This is a genomic window from Pseudobutyrivibrio sp. LB2011, assembly GCF_000701765.1.
GTDB lineage: Bacteria > Bacillota > Clostridia > Lachnospirales > Lachnospiraceae > Pseudobutyrivibrio > Pseudobutyrivibrio ruminis.
This window is the reverse complement of the sequence record NZ_JNJS01000004.1, coordinates 1-16,286: the sequence shown is the minus strand read 5'-3', so window position 1 is coordinate 16,286 and position 16,286 is coordinate 1. Positions and strand designations below refer to the sequence as shown.

The 16,286-nt window shown below is 36.6% G+C and carries 16 protein-coding genes, 8 tRNA genes and 1 rRNA gene; 2 read left to right on the top strand and 23 right to left on the bottom strand.

The features are described from left to right. From hypB to msrA, 11 genes are all read right to left on the bottom strand, one after another. Nucleotides 1–669 carry a hydrogenase nickel incorporation protein HypB gene (gene hypB, locus T375_RS07540; protein WP_044936910.1) on the bottom strand — a complete coding sequence of 223 codons (669 nt, stop codon included), beginning with the start codon at nt 667–669 and terminating at the stop codon, nt 1–3. A 417-nt stretch (nt 670–1,086) separates the two neighbouring features. Then, nucleotides 1,087–1,983 (bottom strand): LysR family transcriptional regulator, encoded by an 897-nt coding sequence (locus tag T375_RS07535; RefSeq protein ID WP_044936908.1) that lies wholly within the window; start codon nt 1,981–1,983, stop codon nt 1,087–1,089. Nucleotides 1,984–1,998: 15 nt separating this feature from the next. Next, the gene (locus tag T375_RS07530) at nt 1,999–2,763 is read right to left on the bottom strand and encodes a class I SAM-dependent methyltransferase (protein ID WP_044936906.1); all 765 of its coding nucleotides are present in this window, start codon (nt 2,761–2,763) and stop codon (nt 1,999–2,001) included. Beyond that, complete coding sequence (locus T375_RS07525) at nt 2,763–3,542, bottom strand: class I SAM-dependent methyltransferase (RefSeq protein ID WP_044937474.1); 780 nt, start codon at nt 3,540–3,542, stop codon at nt 2,763–2,765. The genes T375_RS07530 and T375_RS07525 overlap by 1 nt, the downstream gene beginning before the upstream one ends. A 93-nt stretch (nt 3,543–3,635) precedes the next feature. Next, entirely contained in the window at nt 3,636–4,313 is a 678-nt protein-coding gene (locus tag T375_RS07520) for an ABC transporter ATP-binding protein (protein ID WP_044936904.1), read from the bottom strand. Further along, nucleotides 4,292–5,098, bottom strand: coding sequence for an ABC transporter ATP-binding protein (locus T375_RS07515; protein ID WP_044936902.1), 807 nt, complete (start codon nt 5,096–5,098; stop codon nt 4,292–4,294). Before T375_RS07515 ends, T375_RS07520 begins: the two co-directional genes overlap by 22 nt. 19 nt (nt 5,099–5,117) lie before the next feature. Continuing rightward, complete coding sequence (locus T375_RS07510) at nt 5,118–6,677, bottom strand: ABC transporter substrate-binding protein (protein WP_044936900.1); 1,560 nt, start codon at nt 6,675–6,677, stop codon at nt 5,118–5,120. A 64-nt stretch (nt 6,678–6,741) separates the two neighbouring features. Then, on the bottom strand, nt 6,742–7,563 hold the full coding sequence (nikC, locus tag T375_RS07505; RefSeq protein ID WP_044936898.1) for a nickel transporter permease: 822 nt from the start codon (nt 7,561–7,563) through the stop codon (nt 6,742–6,744). Beyond that, nucleotides 7,560–8,501, bottom strand: a complete 942-nt coding sequence (nikB, locus tag T375_RS07500; RefSeq protein ID WP_044936897.1) for a nickel ABC transporter permease — start codon at nt 8,499–8,501, stop codon at nt 7,560–7,562. The genes nikC and nikB overlap by 4 nt, the downstream gene beginning before the upstream one ends. Nucleotides 8,502–8,630: 129 nt before the next feature. Next, on the bottom strand, nt 8,631–9,131 hold the full coding sequence (locus T375_RS07495; protein WP_044936895.1) for a hypothetical protein: 501 nt from the start codon (nt 9,129–9,131) through the stop codon (nt 8,631–8,633). Between the two features lie 2 nt (nt 9,132–9,133). Further along, the gene (gene msrA / locus T375_RS07490; protein WP_044936892.1) at nt 9,134–9,619 is read right to left on the bottom strand and encodes a peptide-methionine (S)-S-oxide reductase MsrA; all 486 of its coding nucleotides are present in this window, start codon (nt 9,617–9,619) and stop codon (nt 9,134–9,136) included. Between the two features lie 178 nt (nt 9,620–9,797). Between msrA and T375_RS07485 the strand changes: the two genes are divergently transcribed. Then, nucleotides 9,798–11,189 (top strand): prolyl oligopeptidase family serine peptidase, encoded by a 1,392-nt coding sequence (locus T375_RS07485; protein ID WP_049960344.1) that lies wholly within the window; start codon nt 9,798–9,800, stop codon nt 11,187–11,189. 85 nt (nt 11,190–11,274) lie between these two features. Here T375_RS07485 and T375_RS07480 read toward each other — a convergent pair whose 3' ends face one another. Both T375_RS07480 and T375_RS07475 read right to left on the bottom strand, forming a co-directional pair. Then, nucleotides 11,275–11,943 (bottom strand): hypothetical protein, encoded by a 669-nt coding sequence (locus T375_RS07480; protein ID WP_044936890.1) that lies wholly within the window; start codon nt 11,941–11,943, stop codon nt 11,275–11,277. A gap of 19 nt (nt 11,944–11,962) precedes the next feature. Next, complete coding sequence (locus T375_RS07475; RefSeq protein ID WP_049960343.1) at nt 11,963–12,946, bottom strand: C39 family peptidase; 984 nt, start codon at nt 12,944–12,946, stop codon at nt 11,963–11,965. A 353-nt stretch (nt 12,947–13,299) separates the two neighbouring features. On the opposite strand from T375_RS07475, the gene T375_RS07470 reads away from it, so the two are divergent. Further along, complete coding sequence (locus tag T375_RS07470) at nt 13,300–14,625, top strand: DUF6056 family protein (RefSeq protein ID WP_044936889.1); 1,326 nt, start codon at nt 13,300–13,302, stop codon at nt 14,623–14,625. Nucleotides 14,626–14,677: 52 nt separating this feature from the next. Here the strand turns inward: T375_RS07470 and T375_RS13790 are convergent, their stop codons facing one another. From T375_RS13790 to T375_RS07425, 10 genes are all read right to left on the bottom strand, one after another. Continuing rightward, entirely contained in the window at nt 14,678–14,809 is a 132-nt protein-coding gene (locus T375_RS13790; RefSeq protein WP_242839273.1) for a DUF4417 domain-containing protein, read from the bottom strand. A gap of 351 nt (nt 14,810–15,160) precedes the next feature. Further along, nucleotides 15,161–15,234 (bottom strand) — tRNA-Arg (locus T375_RS07465). A gap of 30 nt (nt 15,235–15,264) precedes the next feature. Beyond that, nucleotides 15,265–15,348, bottom strand: a tRNA-Leu gene (locus tag T375_RS07460). Between the two features lie 27 nt (nt 15,349–15,375). Beyond that, nucleotides 15,376–15,448 (bottom strand) — tRNA-Val (locus T375_RS07455). Between the two features lie 22 nt (nt 15,449–15,470). Then, nucleotides 15,471–15,544: transfer RNA gene (locus T375_RS07450), tRNA-Asp, on the bottom strand. 20 nt (nt 15,545–15,564) lie between these two features. After that, nucleotides 15,565–15,638, bottom strand: a tRNA-Ile gene (locus T375_RS07445). Between the two features lie 63 nt (nt 15,639–15,701). Next, nucleotides 15,702–15,774: transfer RNA gene (locus T375_RS07440), tRNA-Thr, on the bottom strand. A gap of 21 nt (nt 15,775–15,795) precedes the next feature. Continuing rightward, nucleotides 15,796–15,867: transfer RNA gene (locus T375_RS07435), tRNA-Glu, on the bottom strand. Between the two features lie 5 nt (nt 15,868–15,872). Continuing rightward, nucleotides 15,873–15,945: transfer RNA gene (locus T375_RS07430), tRNA-Asn, on the bottom strand. Between the two features lie 67 nt (nt 15,946–16,012). Beyond that, a 23S ribosomal RNA gene (locus tag T375_RS07425) occupies nt 16,013–16,286 on the bottom strand; the annotation flags it as partial.

Here is a 16,286-nt window from a genome sequence, read left to right as displayed (position 1 = left end):
CTATTTTACTGCAGCAATTTCATCCTCTAACCATGCAACAACTTCATCAAGTCCCTCGCCAGTCTTTCCACTTACGAAGAAAATCTTTGCATTTGGATTGAGCTTCAAGATTCTTTCTGTAACTTTTTCTTTGCTAAAATCAAAATACTCAAGAGTATCTATCTTATTAATTAATACTACGTCACTAATCTCGAACATAAGAGGGTACTTAAGTGGCTTATCGTCTCCCTCTGGAACTGAAAGTAACATAAGGTTTTTGTTGGCTCCAACATCAAACTCTGCTGGACAAACAAGATTACCTATGTTTTCCAAAATTAATAAATCAAAATCCGTTGTGTCGTATTCCATTAATGCACGACTTGTCATGTCTGCATCGATGTGACAAAGTCCCATATTGTGAATCTGGATAGACTGAACACCTGTAGCGTCGGCTACACGCTGAGCGTCGATACTTGTCTCGATATCAACATCCATCTCACCGATTTTGTATTTATCTTTCATTCTATTAATAAGAGCAGAAAGTGTAGTTGTCTTTCCTGAACCTGGACCAGACATTACATTTAAAAAGAATGTTCCCTGCTCTTTCATTTGATTTCTAATTGCATCAGCTGCCGCTTCGTTTTCCGCGAAAACGCTCTCACCGATTTCAATTACTTTAACTTCACCCATTATTAATACTCCTAACTAAAAACATACGAATTACTCGTATGATTTATTATACCTATACGGCGTATAAAAAACCACCTCTATTTAAAGAGACAGCTCTTTTGAAAAGTAGTAAATTGCTTCTTTTGATTCTATGTGAATTTTTATGATTTCCATATGAATAAAAAAAAGCCGGCGCCAACGCGCCGACTGGAAGTTCGGGGAGTGCGACCAAAGTTGCCCTTGGTCGCTGAGTTATGAAAAATTTGGTATTAGCTTTTCGCTAGTACGATATAGAATATAACACTTAATACACATTTGCGCAAGTCTTTTTTCATAATTTCTTCACATTTTTTCAAATTTTATTTTTTAATAAATTATCCCCCAAACCCTTGTGAAATGGAGCTTTACCACTTTATCAAAAAGAAGAGTTTCGAAAATTTAAAGTAGTTGATTCTTAATATAATCCACAAATGCCCTTGCTTGATTGCTTTGTCTTCCCTTCTCATTTGTAATGATTCCGAAGTCAATACTTCCTCTTGTATTTTTTAGTCGAATTCCTGGTCTAATTCCTAAATCATAACTATTAAAACTATCTGCACTAAGATTTGCTAATGAATTATTTTTCAATAATGCATGCATAACATAATCACTATTTGTAATTACAGCAATATCATTTTTTATATTTACAGGCTCTCCCTCCTCGGTCTGGAAAGATTCCTGTCTAATATAATCATCCTGTTCAGATTGAATATATTTCAAATCATGAATAATCTTGCTTGAATAATCCCTATTCTGCTGTATATCATCTGGCTGGAAATAAATCATTCCATCCACAGACTTTAGTCTTTCGAATTTCAACTGATATTTTTTTATTTCATATTCAAACTGTAATCTTGTATCAGGAAATACATATACAAAGCCAACCTCATCCTCCATTATTCTCATACGATTAATGATATTATGGGTTGTGTCTGTATGAATGTTATAGCAAACATCATCGTCTTTATTTAATTCATAAAAATCTGAGAAACAGTTTGCCAACCATGAACTATGGTTAATACTTATTTTTACGATATTATTATTCTCCACACTAGTTGTTTCCAGTGCTTCAAAATCAGAAACAAGGACGCTTGCCTTGTTGTGAAACTTCACTCCCTCATATGTCAAAGCAATACCTTTGCTCTCTCTTTGGAAAAGGTTATAACCTAATTCCTTTTCGAGAGCAGAGATTACCTTGCTGACGCTAGATTGAGTTGTGTATAAAACCTTTGCAGCTTCACTAAAAGACCCTACATCTGCAGCTACAACAAAGTATTTTAATTGCTTTATTTCCATAATAATCCCCCATCATTATGCTTTAACAGCTTTGATACTAAACATTTTGTCTGGTATATAAAACTCGTCATGCTCTACAAATATTCTATTTCCAAAATCATCGTCAACCTCAATTGATGAAAATCCTATATCAGATAAAACATGTTCATCCCAATGAGGTCTATCGAGCATACTAATTGTAAGCATGTGATAAATATCATGACATTCTTCTTTAAGATTATCCGGTATATCCTTGTGCGCAAGGTTCTCTGGACTTTTAAGGTTATGAGCCCCTTTAGCATATTCCGCATCAAAATTAAGCAGGACTCCACCCTTTTTAAGAACTCTATGCCACTGTGTATAAGCATCAATTGGATGTGGAAGTGTCCATGTAAGATTTCTGCTAATCACTACATCAAACTCTTCATCGGCAAAATCCAGATTCTCTGCATCTCCAACCTGAGCCTTTATCTTTGAAGAGTCCATATCGTATATACGAATCATTTCATTTGCTTTAGCAACCATCTCTTCAGTTAAATCGACACCAGTAACACTGTGCCCAAGCTTTCCTAAAATAATTTCAAAAAATCCTGCTCCACATCCAACATCAAGAATCTTAAGGCTTCTATCTGTTGGTAAATATTGGTCTATTTCCTTAAGCCATCTATCAACTTTATTGCTTTCTATTTCATCGTGTCTTAAATCGAAAAAACCATCGGCTCTTTTGGTCCAGTAGCTTTCTACTTTCTCTTTTATATCATCTGCCTCTTCCTCAAAGGCAATATAGTGTAACTCACCCATTAAAATAACCCTTTTACTGTTCTAACCATAAATAGTGGGGTAGAATTATAATTTATCCTTTCTTTTTCAGAATAGAGTCTGCTTCCCACATCCTCAAGCACGGACACCTGCCCTGCTTCAATACTATTTAAAAATTCATAATCCCACTTAGGACGAATTTTATCTGTAAGTGGCAATGAAAGAGCAATGCGTTCCATCTGCTCAAAATTATCGCCTATATTGTAGTCATCCAGACAACTATTTTTTACATTGTCTCGATCTGTTTTGTATTCTTGCATTTTTTCTTCATCTACTAGATATGAATACCAATTTGCATCAAACACAAGCATTAGCCCACCTGTCTTTAAAACAGAAAGCCACTGAACATATGCCCTTGCAGGGTCTGAAAGATTCCATGTAAGATTTCTGGAAAATACCACATCAAAAGAATCTTTTTCAAATGGAAGATTCAATGCATCTCCTTGAACAAAATCTATTTGATTTGATAATTCGCCAGCATTAGCTTTAGCCTCTGCCAGCATGGTATCTGCGAAATCGAATGCAGTAACCTGATAGCCTGCTTCCGACAAAATAATAGATATAAAACCTGGTCCAGCTCCCACATCTAAAATCTTTATTGAGCCTGGCTCCCTTTCTGGGAAACACTTGGAGATTTCTGACACCAAAAACTCTTTCCATGTGCTATGCTGAATCCCGGATAACTCTTCTTTATTAACCTCTGAATAGCCTTTGGCTCTTTGAATCCAATAGGCTTTATTATCGTTTACTAACTTTTCCATAATCTTAAAAAATAAAAAACCATTCAGAAACTGGATTGCCTCCGAACAGTTTTTATTGTACTTTATTTTACTGTTAATAGCCATAGTTTTGGGCTATGTTGGACCAAAAGTTCTTTTTGTTGTGCCATTTTCAATCAAAATGGCTCGATCACAAAACATTTCTACAAGTGCCATGTTATGACTGATAAATATAATCGTTATATCCTGCTTGCTTCTAAGTTCCTGCAACAGTTCGATTACTTGTTTTTGTACCGTCACATCCAACGCACTTGTCGCTTCATCACATATAAGTATATCCGGATTCATAGCTAACGCTCTGGCTATAGCAGCTCGCTGACATTGGCCTCCGCTGATTTGGTGTGGGTATTTATTTTTCAACTCCCTTTGTAGACCACACATGTCGAAAAGATAATCTATCTTTTCGTCAATTTCATCCTGTGGCACCCCCTTATTCTTTAAACCTTCACCGACACCATACCCAATAGTTTTACGAGGATTAAAAGATTCATTTGGGTTCTGAAAGACCATCTGGCTTCCAAGTCTAATCCCTTTTTGCTCTTCTCCATTGATGATTATCTTTCCATCTGTAGCAGGAATCAGCCCAAGCATAATTCGCGCCAATGTGCTTTTTCCACTTCCGGACTCTCCAACTATTCCGAGACATTCACCTTTGTTCACCTGAAAAGAAATGCCCTTTAGGACTTCTGTATTCTGTTTATCATTCCTAGAAAATGTCTTACATATATTTTCTACTTTAATGAAAGGTTCCATCCTTTTCTCCCTGAAACTGGCACTGCGTCACATAAAAGCTTTGTGTAATCGCTTTTAGGATTATTTAAGACCTCTGTTGCCTTGCCATATTCCATTACTGTTCCATCTTTTAAAACTAATATTTTGTCTGCTATTCTTGGCACAATTGACATGTCATGAGTCACAATGATGATAGAAGTACCAAGATTATCACGCATATTATTGAGTTCCTCTAAAACCATATCTGTAGCTTTGGGATCCAGAGCACTGGTTGGCTCATCCGCCAAAAGTAATGGCGGATCAAGTAACATCGCCATAGCTATTCCTACACGTTGATTCATTCCACCAGACAGCTCAAATGGATAGCTTTTCCATAGCTTTTCCGGTTCACTAAAATTCAGCTTATGAAATAGCTCCAATGCTTTTGCCTTCACTTCTGGTTTGCTTATTTTTTCATGAGCTCTCACCGCTTCTGTTATCTGGTCTCCGATTGTCCTTATTGGGCAAAAGGAACCTAATGAGTCCTGGAAAATCATTCCTATTTTTTTTCCGCGTATATTTCGATACTCTTTTTCCTTTTTAGAAAAGAGATTTTCACCTTCGAATACCACTTCGCCTTCAGTTACTTTTCCATCTGAATTTAGTATTCCAATTATCGACTTAATTATTGTAGATTTACCACTGCCAGACTCACCTACTAAAGCAAGCACTTCGCCCTTATTAATAGAAAAGCTTACGCTATTAACTGCCACTTTTCCATCAAATTCTATACTTACGGAATTGTAATCAAAAAAAGTTTCATTCATAGCGTAAGCTCTCCTCAAATTAATTAATATCTAATTCTGCTGTAAGCTCATAATAATCACTAGAATGAGCTGTCAAACCTGTAACATTGGCTTTGCTAATCATGCTCATACGAAGGAATGAACAGAATACAAATGCATCATCATCCAAAATTATCTGCTGCATCTGAACAGCCAAATCATTTCTTGCATCAACATCAAATGTGTTGTTCATCTCCTGTGCAAGCTCCTCCAACTGTGCATTAGAATATGCTCCACGATTCTTTGTTGAATCTGATAAACAATGTGTACTAAAGAAATACATTGGATCACCAATACCGGCAGTAACAAATGCTGCTGCATATACGTCCCATCCTGTAGGCTCTGAAACGATTGTGCCGTGGTCAGCTGTTACATTTAACTGTACATCAATTCCGATATCCTTTAGATTAGCCTGAGCGCTCTCAGCTAAAAGAGGAAGCTCCTGACGGCTAGGATATGATACCCAATTGATTGTTAATGTCTTTCCATCTTTTTCTCTGATTCCATCACCATCGGTATCAACCCAACCTGCTGCTTCCAAAACCTCTTTAGCCTTTTCAGGGTCATACTCCTTGGCATTTACGCCCTTACCAAATGGAAATGAATCTGGGAATGCACCTGAGCCCACATATCCATATCCATTTAATAACGTATTTACGAATCCTTCTTTATCGATGCCAAGAGCAATTGCCTCTCGTACTGCATCATCCTTTATGATATCTGAATTATAGTTCATCTGAAGATAGAAAGCTCGGCTTGTAGCTGTGCTTGTAAATACATAATCATCATTTTCAAATAATGGATAACTTGCATAAGCCATACCATAAGCAGCATCAATATCACCATTCTGAAGTGCCATTGCAAGTGTATCTCCATCAGAGATAGTAAGAACAGTTACTTCATCAATATTTACATTTCCACCCCAGTAATTCTCGTTCTTTACTAGATTTAAATGGTCATCTGTAACCAACTCTGTTGCAACGAATGGACCTGTACCAACAACAATTCCATCTGCATTTCCAGCTGTAACATCTATGATACAACCATAAGGATCACAAAGATAATTAATTAATGTTGGCTTTGGTGTTGTAGTTTTAATTGTAAGCTCAAGACCATCTGCCTCAATTGAATCAATTGCTAAATCTCCTGCTGCACGTTCATGAACTGCAACCAAATCCTCGATGCAAGCCTTTACAGCCTCTGCGTCACAAGGATTTCCATTAGAGAATGTTACTCCATCCTTAAGTGTAATTTTCCATGTTAATTCATCAATGTTTTCATAACTTTCAGCAATCCATGGCTCAAGTTCCATATTGTCATTGAACTTGAATAGTGTCTCTCCCACACCATAACGGATTGCAGCCCATCCACAATATGTATCATGTGGATCAATATTTGCCTCTTCATTTTCCGCATTAAATGTTGTGTCTCCAAAGACAAAAGTCTTCTTTCCTGATTCTACATTAGAATCAGCTGTCTGGTTTTCTGCTTTTGTTCCACAGCCTACAAATGTAGCAGCTGTAAGAGTTAAAGCAAGAATCATTGCTACTAGCTTTTTCATTATAAATACTCCTTAAATTTATATATTAAAAACTTCTTTATTAAGAAATTTCTAATTACCTTAATTACTCCAATGTTCGTGATGCGTTTTTAGGATCTACTGCATCGCGTAATGTATCTCCAAAAAGATTGAAAATAACTACTGATATAAAAATTGCGATTCCTGGTGACAATACAACCCATGGATAGGTCTGTAGCATGCTTCTTCCATTGGACATCATACTTCCCCACTCTGCTACAGGTGGCTGTGCGCCAAGTCCCAAAAATGATAAACCTGCAATCTCCATCATCATTGTTCCAATATCCAATGTAGCGGTTACTATTATTGGACCTACGATATTTGGAATCACATGGCGACATATTATTTGTAATGAATTGTCGCCTGCCAGTTTTGCTGCCTCAATATATGTGCAATCCTTTATGGATAATGTAAGTCCTCTAGCAACACGAGAATACTTTGGCCAACTTATAACCGCAAGTGCGATTACCGCATTTACGATACCTCCACCTAGTATTGCTGCTACTGCTAGAGCAAATACTAATCCTGGGAAAGCAAGACATAAATCTGATATTCTCATAACAACAAAATCAACTTTATTACCAAAGTATCCGCATATAATTCCTATGGTTGTGCCAAATACTGCAATAATTACTACCAGAGCCAGTGTCGATAATATACTTACCTGGCCACCTATTATTACTCTTGAAAACATATCTCTGCCATAGGCATCTGTTCCCATAAGATGCTGCAAGCTAGGCGCCTGATATGCAATACTCAAATCCTGTTCATAAGGGTCGTATGGACATATATATGTTGCAAAAATAGCCATGAAAATAATCAGAACTACTAAGCAACTCATTATGATTAATTTGATTTTCTTTTTCATGATTCTCTATCCCCCAATCTAATTCTTGGGTCCAAGAATCTGTATGATAAATCTGTAATGAGATTAACGAGCACATAGATAATCGCCATCCACATTACATATGCCTGAATAATTGGATAGTCACGCATATTAATTGCATCTACTGCCATTTTGCCAACGCCATCCCACATAAAAATAGATTCAACAATAGCTGTTCCCCCCAAAAGGCTTCCAATAGATAATGCCAACAGCGTAATTATTGTTACCAGTGTTGCACGAAGCACACTTCCCATGAGTGTAATTGAAAACTTTACACCTCTTGCCTTAGCTCCAACAATGTAATCCTTGCTTAGCTCGTCCAACACAGTTGTACGAACCTGACGTAAGTATTTTGAAGACATAGCTATAGCCAAAGTCAAAGTTGGCATAATTATGCTTGTGCTATTTATATCTTTAGATATGATAGGTAGCCAGCCTAACTTGATTCCTAAGAAATACATCAATACTAGTGATACAAAGAAGTTAGGAAGACTATTTCCTATAAAACTAAAGAATCTTATTATGTAGTCTATGAATTTGTTTTGATATACAGCTGATATAACTCCAAGAGGAATGGAGATAATGACTGTAAGTGCAATCGATGTGACTGTAAGCAGTATTGTAGCTGGAAGCTTTGAAACAAATGTCTCAAATACATCTTTGCCCGAGACATAACTAACGCCCATGTCACCGTGAAGTAAATTGCCAAGCCATCTAAAATATTGAACTAAAAAGGGAGAATTAAGACCTAATTGTTCCCTTGCCATATCTAACTGCGTTTCTGAAATTACTTGTCCTGTGTTCAACATTTTCTGCTCAACAACATCACTTCCAGCAAGTCGCATCATTGCAAATGAAAGAAATGTAATTGCAAACAGAATCGGTATTAACTGTAATACCCTTTTAATTATATATACCAAAAAAATACCCCTTATTCTTTAAAACATACAAAATAAATTTTATAATCATACTTCGTTTATCTCAATAGATTTAAGGGGTATCTGGTATTCTTTTATGTATAGCTTATATTCCATTTCGGAATACTTTTATTACATGAATCGCTCCATAACTTCTGTGGTATGCATGGCCAAGATTCCTGCTCCAAAAGCTTCCATGATTTCTGTATAGCTATCATCTATAAACATAATCTCGTCCATATTGTAGCCGTCGCGTTCTGCAATCATTTTCATTATGAGAACTTTTTTATGACGTGTTTCTGTTGAAATCAGATCTCCATGATGCTCGAAAACACCTGGGTAACACTCTCTCAGACGGTTATATTTTGAGTTGTATTCAAAAGAGTTGCTACATTCTGTTAGGCCATAAATCTTAACACCATGATTAAAATGTAAATCATCGATAAGATTCTTTACTCCTCTAGGAGCCTGGCATTTGATGTAAGCATTATTGTTTATATTATACTTAAGCCAGTCGTTAGCATCTTCAAAACCAACTATTCTTTTACCAGCTTCGTTGTACATTTTTAGGCAAAGAAGTGTGTTATCTACATCACCAAACAAAACCTTTATCTTTTTTAGTTTTTCCTGCATGATTATGACTCCTTTCGACCGCTTTCTATTAGCTCCTTTTCAAAGGCTTCCGGATTTTTTAAATAATAATCCTGATGTTCTTCCTCTGCCTCATAAAAGCTTTTAAACTTTTCTAAGGAGATTTGAACCTTCTTACCTGTCTCCTGCTCCAGCTCCTTTATCTTCTTTTCAGCAATAGCTTTTTCTTCATCAGCATTGTAATAGATAGCTAATGTATAAGAAAAACCTTTATCAATGAACTGGCCTTCTCCATCAAAGGGATCAACATTTGCAAGATAAATATCAAGCAATTTGTCATAGGTCACATTTGCTGGATCATATGTCAATTCAATAGTTTCCCTATGTCCTGTCTTTTGCGCCTTAACATCCTCATATGTAGGATTTACTTCATCACCACCGGAGTAACCACATGTTACCTGGTCTACTCCATATATTTTATAAATTGGTGTTACACACCAAAAACATCCACCTGCAAAATATGCTTTCATTTCATACCTCCATAAACTAGTCTGTAGAAATTATATCACATACCATTGAATTGCATCAGTTTTTTTGTTTTACCAATCATCCTTATATTTTGACCAGTTATCAGTCAACTAAATCTGCAGAGTTTATTTGTGCTATTATTCACTCTGTTATCAATCAATATATGGGAGGATTTTTACAATGAGGAAAAAAACTATTTCTCTAGTGATGGCATCATTGTGTGTCTTCGGTCTTGTGGGTTGTGGTACAACTGAATCTTCAAACAGTGATACCACAGTCGATGCAAACACTCCAGTTTCATTAACTGGAACACAAAAGGCTGTAGTAGTTGGTGATGATTGGGGACCAGCGGTAACTACTACAATAATCCACTTTAATGATTCAATTGATTCTTCATCAGTATCGGCTGATACATTTTCTGTATCTGAAACAAAAGAATCATTTAACTATGCCGCACTTATGGATGAAAACTTTGAAGGTGATCCTTCAGAACACATTACAGCAACTTCAGATAGGACCGTATTAGATGCCTACACCTGTGATGAGAACGGAAACAAAACTGATTCATCTGAATATGTTGCCCTTGAGCTTTCATATAGTCCAGATGAGGGTAACCCATTCTGCTACGATGTTTTCACTTGGCAAAACACTGTGTGCTCACCTTATGAATTGGAAGTAACATTAACTGATGGTCAATCATTAAAAAATGCAAATGGTGCTGAGATTTCTGACGTATCAATTGACCCAGCTATTGATTTATCTTTAGATGGTTCGATTTATCCTCAACTTGAAAACGTTGATTTAACAGGAACATATTCAGATGACAAGTATACACTGACATATGGTTCTTATGTTCCAGAAGATGACGGAAATAAACACCCGCTTGTTATTTGGATTCATGGTGCAGGAGAAGGTGGTACACAAAACGAAATCGCTGTATTAGGCAACGAAGTAACAGCTTTATATTCCGATGAATTTCAAGAAGTAATGGGTGGAGCTTATGTACTTACACCTCAAACAGATACCTTCTGGCTTACTTATAATGAAAATGGAGATTGGGCCGATAATCCTGGTACAGACTCTGTTTACCTTGAAACCTTAAAAGGCCTTATAGATGAATACGTTGCATCTAATCCTAATATCGATACAAATCGTATTTATATTGGAGGATGCTCAAATGGTGGCTACATGACAATGGATATGATTATGAATTATCCTGATTATTTTGCAGCTGCTTTCCCAATCTGTGAAGCATACGCTGACAGTGGAATCACAGATGCTCAAATTGAATCAATTAAGGATTTACCAGTATGGTTCATATATGCGAAAAACGACACAACTGTTGTTCCAGAAAATTTTGAAATTCCAACAATCGAACGACTTGAAGCAATCGGTGCTAATGTTCATTCTTCAGTATTTGACGATGTACATGATACAACTGGCCGTTTCACCGGAGATGATGGTGAAGCATACCAATACATGGGCCACTGGTCATGGTTGTACTTCTTCAACAATGAATGTGAAGAAGATGGCGTAAATATGTGGTCATGGCTTGCGGAACAGAGCAAATAATAACTACTAGATAATAACTTCATTTTTCATTTCAATACATTTAATAAAAGAAGCGCTAGCATTCAATGCTAGCGCTTCACCCTTTTTATTGAATTACATCGAAATTGAGGATTGTAGCTTCATCATATTCATTCTGAATGCTGTCTACTGCATCAGAGCTTTCTGATTTTGTTTCTTCTCCTGCTACCTCATGGTAATAGAATTCTTCGTTACCTTCATCATCATATTCTATCCATGAAGACTCCACTTCAATTAACTCATTATCTTCAATAGTATATTTTGCAGTTCCATGATAGATTCCAACATATAAATAGCCATCCTTTACTGCAAGCGGATAAGCTGTGCCTATAGAGGATACATTTCCAATACACTCTGGCACGCCATCATTATAAACATATATCGCCGAATCGATAGCTGCCATATTGCCATCCATGTTATCGTAAGCAAATGTGCATACTAACAAAGCGTCTGTATCACCGATTGTTTCGTTTGTATAGCCCATTCCTGGCTCAAGAACTGTGTCTACAATCTGAGTAAATGTATCACATCCTGATATATCTAGGTTTAATGGATATTCAGCTATTTCAGGCTCTGCTTCAGTTATTTCTTCTGACTCTTCTGGTTCACTTTCAACTGATTCTTGTACCTGATTAGTCTCCTCTGAGTTTTCTAATTCTGATGTGTTATCTGTGTTGGACTGTCCACATCCAACTAATAATAAACCACAAAGACAACATACAAGTAATTTTTTCATCTCTTCCCCTCCAATTTAACTATATATTATATTTCCAAACACTCTTCATCTGGGATACTAATGTATTTACATCCCAGTGTTTGTTACTATTCTTAGGACTGTTTGGATCATTTACAATGATTTTTCCGTTTGAATCTATTCCAGTTAATACAATAAAATGCCCTGTTTTTGTAAAATCTCCTGGTGACATTGAGCAAATCATAGGCGTTTCGCTGGACAAATTGTCTGTAATATATTCCGAAGAAACATTTCCACTAGAAACGCTCAGTCCGTAATGACGCGCACCTTCTGTCATAATATCCCAGGATGTTCCCTGACCATATGTATAGTATCCCTTGTCTGATGCATATTCTGCAACAACATATGGATTTATATCTGCATCTTGCTCTAATCCACAAACAACCATTGCAAGACATGTAGGCCCACAGCCTGCTACACCCACGTAATTAGCGCCATAGTTTTTATATCCCCATCTTTTATCCCACTGGATAAAAAGAGGAATGTCTTTCTTGGACATTTCATCTGACACATCCATGTCAAGATCAGCATATGCGTATTTATTGAAATTCTTAACGTATTCCTCTGCTTCTGGATAATTTTCACCAAACTCGATAACGTTTTCCGGTACGCCATCTAAACTTTTTTGCTTAGAAATGTTATGAATACCTAGCCCGATTAATAATAAAGCTACCAGTGAACAAGCCAGGAAAGAACGACGTAAATGATTTGGTTTCTTAGTGTGAGCATGATAAGTCTTTACAGGCTGATACTCATCATAATATGTATCTTCATACTCTTGTTTCTTATTATATCTCTTATTACTTCTTTTAATTCCAAATATAAAATGAATAAAAAAAACTAGACCTAAAATAAAAAAGACAATATTGTCATTGTATAACCAATCTGGACTAACATAATAGTCAATCGCCATAATGCCTAACATGGTCAAAGCCAACAACAATATTCCCTGTATTAACCACAAGAAAAAGCCAATTATTCTCATACTTCAATTCCCCATATGTTCTAGACTGTACTACAGCTTATAGTACAGTTTTATCACATCATATAAACACTGTCAATGTTAGCTGTCTATGATTATAATAAAGATTGCGCCCAAAATAGCGTGCGTGAGAGGGCGCTGACGTCCAGTGGACGTCGATTAGCGCCGACCGAGCCGGCAGGCGAGAGTTCGAAGTCTGTCAAGAATTCTTTCAACAACTTTTCTCAAAGAAAAAACGATTGGAATGCATTGGAAAAGAAGTTAATTGGTTTTTAAAATTTAAACATATATAATATTGACAAAACATATATATAATAAAACACCTCTTATGGTTGATTCTTCTCTAGAGGTGTTTTATGCATGACAATAATATAAAAAAATCACGTTTTAGAAATCCAATCTTTCTGACATACGTCATTTTATTCCTTGTATTTTTTCTTTCACTTTCATATGGTTATAATAACAGATATAACGATGATGTTATATTCTACAAACTTGTTTATAGCAAAGATTCAATTTTTGATTTTCTTGCCAGCCGTTACTCAACATGGTCTTCACGTTTAATAATTGAAGCAATCGTAGCTCTATTTTCTGTATTACCATTAGTAGCTTTTAGATTGTTTTTTTCACTAATCCTCTGTTTAGTTTGTTATTATTATTGTCTTTTACAAAATAATTTATCTATTAAACAAGTTATATCCGTAGACTTACTAATCTTATCTTTTCCATTATTTTATTTATCTGATACAGGATTTATAGCAACAGGATTAAATTATGTATTACCAGTTCTAGGCCTTCTTATGACTGCATTACCTCTAATAAATGTTATGAGAAATGAATCCGTCAATAAATGGCAATGGTGCTTGTGTATATTAGGTGCAATTGTATGTTCCAATTTTGAAATCACAGCTATTGTACTCTTTACACTTTCATTACTATTAAATGTTAAACTCATGGCTAGTAAAAGAAAGCCTTACATCTTTGTAAATATAATTAGTTTTATTGGAATTCTATTTTCTGTATCCTGCCCAGGAAACAGCATAAGAACTACATATGAAATAGAAAATAACTTTCCAATCTTTTCAAGCTGGAACACTCTCGATAAAATTGCCAATGGAATTTTTCATGGTTTAATTGCATCTTTTACAAATACAGATACCAAATTCTTTATAGCATGTATGCTTATTATAATTATGATAAAGAATTTCAATACACCTAAAAAGTTTTTACTAACATCAGCTGCATTATTGTTTTGTTTGATATCGAGTATTGTGGATCAATTATTTCCAACGTTTTTTACACAAGATTTCAACTCTTTATATAATGGTACAGCGGCTGACAATATCTATCTATGTGTATTGCTTGTTGCTTTTTTATTATCTTCAATTTCTTTGTTATATGCTTTTGATGATATACGAGTTGGATTCATATATTTGCTCATATTTTTTGCAGGTGCTTGTAGTTTTATTATTATAGGTTTTTCTCCAACAATAATTGCATCAGGGTATAGAGTTTTTAACTTTATGATCTTCGCAGTTATTTTTTGCATCTCTGGAATTATTAATGAAACAACCATATCCAGCAAAAAACAAGTAGTTATGTTCTTGCCTATTATTCTTATTTTTATTCGAATGATTTTTAATAATATCAATTATTTGACATATATAAGAAACTTTTATTAATTAAATAAAGCGTAGTCAATCATTTTTGCCTACGCTTTATCATCCATCCAACTTATTTACTTTTCATTCTAGTAGTCCAATCAGGATATTTCAAAAATCTAGTCCTACTTTCCAATTCTCCAAAAATTGATTTTAGCATTGCTCCATATACAAGTACTACTTCCGGTTCCAATTCATCTAGCATTGAAATAAGTCCTTCTCTTAAATACCGCTACGATTCTGAGTTTCTAATTTGTCCATAAGTACCTATAGAAACAATGCTGTGCTTAGCTACTCCCATTAAACCAAAAAGCAAGAGTAACCTTTGAATGGATTAAACAACTAAATGCGGCAAACGAGATTCCAACAAGCTTAGATGATTATATCTTTCTTAAAAATGAAAAAGCGTGCGTGAGAGGGCGCTGACGTCCAGTGGACGTCGTTTAGCGCCGACCGAGCCGGCAGGCGAGAGTTCGAACCTGTTCGAATTCGACCTGCCGGTGAGTTAAAAGAAAAAGAGATAGGTATGAACCTATCTCTTTTTCTTTTAATTTAGCGTGCGTGAGAGGATTCGAACCCCCGACACCTTGGTCCGTAGCCAAGTGCTCTATCCAGCTGAGCTACACACACACAATATTCAGTTTCACTCAAAAGAGTGAATGCCGTAGACCGGAATCGAACCGGTACGATGTCGCCACCACGGGATTTTAAGTCCCGCGCGTCTGCCAGTTCCGCCACTACGGCATCTACAATCAAATTAATGATTGTGAATGGGACCTACAGGGCTCGAACCTGTGACCCCCTGCTTGTAAGGCAGATGCTCTCCCAGCTGAGCTAAGATCCCACAAATAATATAGAACTGGAAACGACCCCAGAGGGACTTGAACCCTCGACCTCCGCCGTGACAGGGCGGCGCTCTAACCAACTGAGCCATGAGGCCATATTATATTTTATAGAAAGTGGACCCTCAGGGACTCGAACCCTGGACCGACCGGTTATGAGCCGGTTGCTCTAACCAACTGAGCTAAAGGTCCATATTGTGTATACAAGCAAGACCCTTATAAAAAAAATTGGCCTCTTTCTACTCAATAGAAAAAAGCCGATGATCGGACTCGAACCGATAACCTGCTGATTACAAATCAGCTGCTCTGCCAATTGAGCCACATCGGCTTATTGTTTGCCAAAGGCAAGTGACTCCGACGGGAATTGAACCCGTGTTACCGCCGTGAAAGGGCGATGTCTTAACCGCTTGACCACGGAGCCATCAGCTCCCCAAGTAGGACTCGAACCTACGACAACTCGGTTAACAGCCGAGTGCTCTACCAACTGAGCTATTGAGGAATATTAATTTGGTTGACTAGCAACCTCAAAACTTCACACAGTATTCCGATACTACATATCTTCTTTTTAGAATAAACCTTCGATCTATTAGTATTCATCAGCTGAATGCGTTACCGCACTTACACCTTGAACCTATCTACCTTATCGTCTATAAGGGATCTTATTTCCTTGAAGGAATGGGATATCTCATCTTGAGGGGGGCTTCACGCTTAGATGCCTTCAGCGTTTATCCCGTCCAGACTTGGCTACTCAGCTATGCCGTTGGTCGACAGCTGATACACCAGTGGTCCGTCCACCCCGGTCCTCTCGTACTAGGGGCAGCTCCTCTCAAATATCCTACG